This is a genomic window from Phyllobacterium bourgognense (genome assembly GCF_003337575.1).
Classification (GTDB): domain Bacteria; phylum Pseudomonadota; class Alphaproteobacteria; order Rhizobiales; family Rhizobiaceae; genus Phyllobacterium; species Phyllobacterium bourgognense.
On sequence record NZ_QPJM01000051.1, the window covers coordinates 1 to 3,197 of the forward strand.

A 3,197-nucleotide genomic window follows, 5' to 3' on the forward strand; every position below is an offset into this window, starting at 1 on the left:
TCGACCATTTTCTTGGCGTCGGCGAAGAGCATCATGGTGTTGTCGCGGAAGAACAGTTCGTTCTCGACGCCGGCATAACCGGAACCCATGCCGCGCTTGATGAAGAGCACGGTGCCTGCCTTGTCGACATCGAGGATTGGCATGCCGAAGATCGGCGATTTCGGATCGGTCTTGGCGGCCGGGTTGGTCACGTCGTTGGCCCCGATGACGAAGGCGACATCGGCCTGGGCGAATTCCGAATTGATGTCCTCGAGCTCGAACACTTCGTCGTAGGGCACATTGGCTTCGGCGAGGAGCACGTTCATGTGCCCGGGCATGCGGCCGGCGACCGGATGAATGGCGTATTTGATCTCGACGCCCTCGGCTTTCAGCTTGTCAGCCATCTCGCGCAAGGCGTGCTGGGCCTGCGCCACCGCCATGCCGTAGCCCGGCACGATGATGACCTTGGAGGCGTTCTTCATGATGAAGGCGGCATCGTCGGCCGAGCCCTGCTTGACCGGGCGCTGTTCGACTTCGCCGGACGCTGCCCCGGATGTCTCGCCGCCAAAGCCGCCGAGAATGACCGAGATGAACGAGCGGTTCATGCCCTTGCACATGATATAGGAGAGGATCGCACCGGAGGAGCCGACCAGCGCCCCGGTGATGATCAGCGCGAGATTGCCGAGGGTAAAGCCGAGGGCCGCCGCCGCCCAGCCGGAATAGGAATTGAGCATCGAGACGACCACCGGCATGTCGGCACCGCCGATCGGCACGATGATCAGACCGCCGAGGATCAGCGACAGGATGACGATGAGCCAGAACACGAGATGGCTTTCGGTCAGGACCAGCGCCACGACGAGAACGACGATGGCGATCAAAAGGCCCGCATTGAGGACGTGGCGGCCCGGCAGCATGATCGGCTTGCCCGACATGCGCCCGTCAAGCTTGAGGAAGGCGATGATCGAGCCGGTGAAGGTGATGGCGCCGATGGCAACGCCGATCGACATCTCGACCAGTGCCTGGCCATGGATCGAACCGACCTCGCCAATGCCGAAGGAATCCGGCGCATAGACCGCGGCGGCCGCCACCATCACCGCGGCAAAGCCGACGAGCGAGTGGAAGGCGGCAACGAGCTGCGGCATCGCCGTCATGGCAATGCGCTTGGCGATATAGGCGCCGACGCTGCCGCCGATGGCAAGTCCGACGACGATGAGGCCGAGCCCCTTGAGGCTTGGCTCGGCCAGAGCCAGCGTCGTGGCGATGGCGATGGCCATGCCGGTCATGCCGTAGAAATTGCCCTGGCGGCTGGTGGTCGGATGCGACAGGCCGCGCAGCGCCAGAATGAACAGGACGCCGGAGACCAGATACAGAAAAGTTGCGAAATTAACGCTCATCGTTCAAATCTCACTTTTCTTTTTTCTTGTACATGGCGAGCATGCGGTGGGTGACGAGGAAGCCGCCGAATATATTGACGCTGACGAGAACGAGCGCAATGAAGCCGAAGCCGGTGGCAAACCCGCTGGCCGAGAGGCCCACGGCCAGGAGCGCGCCGACGACGATGACCGAGGAGATGGCGTTGGTGACGGCCATCAGCGGGGTATGCAGCGCCGGCGTCACCGACCAGACGACATAATAGCCGACGAAGATCGCGAGGACGAAGATCGCCAGGCGGAAGACGAAGGGATCGACCGCACCGCCGGTGACCGCATGCGCCGCAGCACCTGCCGCATCCGGCATGGCTCCGGCGGCCTGACGCACCATCTCGGTCGCCTGGTTCAAGGCATCGAGTGCCTTGTCGAGGGTTGCATCGGCAGCCATCATGCCTCTCCTTCAGTCGTTTTAGGGGCAGTCTTTGGGGATGGGGCTGCAGCGGGTTGGGCAGCAGCGGTCTTTGCGGCTGTCTTGGCTTTTGGTGCCGCAGCCTTGCCGGGAGCGGCCTTGGCCGTTGCTGCCTTTGCGGCGGGCGCCGGCTTGGTTGCCGCTGGCTTGGCCGGGGCAGCCTTCTTGACCGCAGCGGGCTTGGCCACCGAGGCGGCAGGTGCTGGCGCTGCAGTTGCGGCACTGGCGAAGTTCGGGTGCACCACCTTGCCGCCATGGGTCAGAACGGTGGCCTTGACCAGTTCGTCGTCGAAATCGATCTTGACTGTCTTGCTCTCCTTGTCGACCAGGGTCTCGACGAAGGCGAGGAGGTTCTTGGCGTAAAGCTGCGAGGCGGTGGCGGCAATACGGCCAGCGACATTCAAATGGCCGACGATCTTGACGCCGTCCACCTCGGTAATCTTGCCGGCGACCGCGCCTTCGACATTGCCGCCGCGTTCCACCGCCAGATCGATGAGGACCGAGCCCGGACGCATGCGCGCAACCATCTGACGCGTCACCAGCCTTGGGGCGGGACGCCCCGGAATGAGCGCCGTGGTGATGACGATATCCTGCTTGGCGATGTGGTCGGCAACCAGGGCCGCCTGCTTGGCCTGATATTCCTTCGACATCTCCTTGGCATAGCCACCCGCGGTTTCCGCCGCCTTGAATTCCTCGTCCTCGACCGCGAGGAACTTGGCGCCGAGCGAGGCGACCTGTTCCTTGACCGCCGGACGCACATCGGTTGCCGTCACCACCGCACCCAGCCGGCGTGCCGTGGCAATCGCCTGCAGCCCGGCAACACCGACGCCCATGATGAACACTTTCGCGGCAGGCACGGTGCCGGCAGCCGTCATCATCATCGGCAGCGCGCGGTCATATTCCGATGCCGCATCGATCACCGCCTGATAGCCGGCAAGATTGGCCTGGCTCGACAGAACGTCCATGACCTGCGCCCGCGTGATGCGCGGCATGAATTCCATGGTGAAGGCCGTGACACCGGCATCGGCCAGCGCCTTGACCGCCGCATCATTGCCGTAAGGGTCGAGCATGGCGATGACCACCGCACCCTTCCTGTAGGCCTTGAGCTCGGCCGAGGACGGCCGGCGCACTTTCAGCACCACATCGGCCCTGGCGATATCGCCGGCCCTGCCGATCGCCGCCCCCGCCGCGACAAACTCGCTATCCGGTATGCGCGAGGCAACCCCCGCGCCAGCCTCGACGACAACCGCAAACCCGAGGGCTGTCAGCTTCTTGACCGTCTCCGGCGAACCGCCAACCCGCGGCTCGTCGATCTCTTTCGGTATGAACAGTGTCTGAGCCAAGCTCTCACCCCCAAGCAAGTTAAACACAACAAAGGC

3 protein-coding genes are annotated in these 3,197 nt (G+C 63.8%); all 3 read right to left on the reverse strand.

The genetic code is table 11. The annotated features are described in order from the left end of the window. Positions 1 to 1,373, reverse strand: a 1,373-nt coding sequence (locus C7476_RS27705; protein WP_147274764.1) for an NAD(P)(+) transhydrogenase (Re/Si-specific) subunit beta, incomplete at its 3' end; no start/stop codon positions are given. Positions 1,374 to 1,383: 10 nt separating this feature from the next. After that, positions 1,384 to 1,797 carry an NAD(P) transhydrogenase subunit alpha part 2 gene (locus C7476_RS27710; RefSeq protein WP_114433118.1) on the reverse strand — a complete coding sequence of 138 codons (414 nt, stop codon included), beginning with the start codon at positions 1,795 to 1,797 and terminating at the stop codon, positions 1,384 to 1,386. Further along, on the reverse strand, positions 1,797 to 3,161 hold the full coding sequence (locus tag C7476_RS27715; RefSeq protein ID WP_114433119.1) for a Re/Si-specific NAD(P)(+) transhydrogenase subunit alpha: 1,365 nt from the start codon (positions 3,159 to 3,161) through the stop codon (positions 1,797 to 1,799). The genes C7476_RS27710 and C7476_RS27715 overlap by 1 nt, the downstream gene beginning before the upstream one ends. Between the last annotated feature and the right edge of the window lie 36 nt (positions 3,162 to 3,197).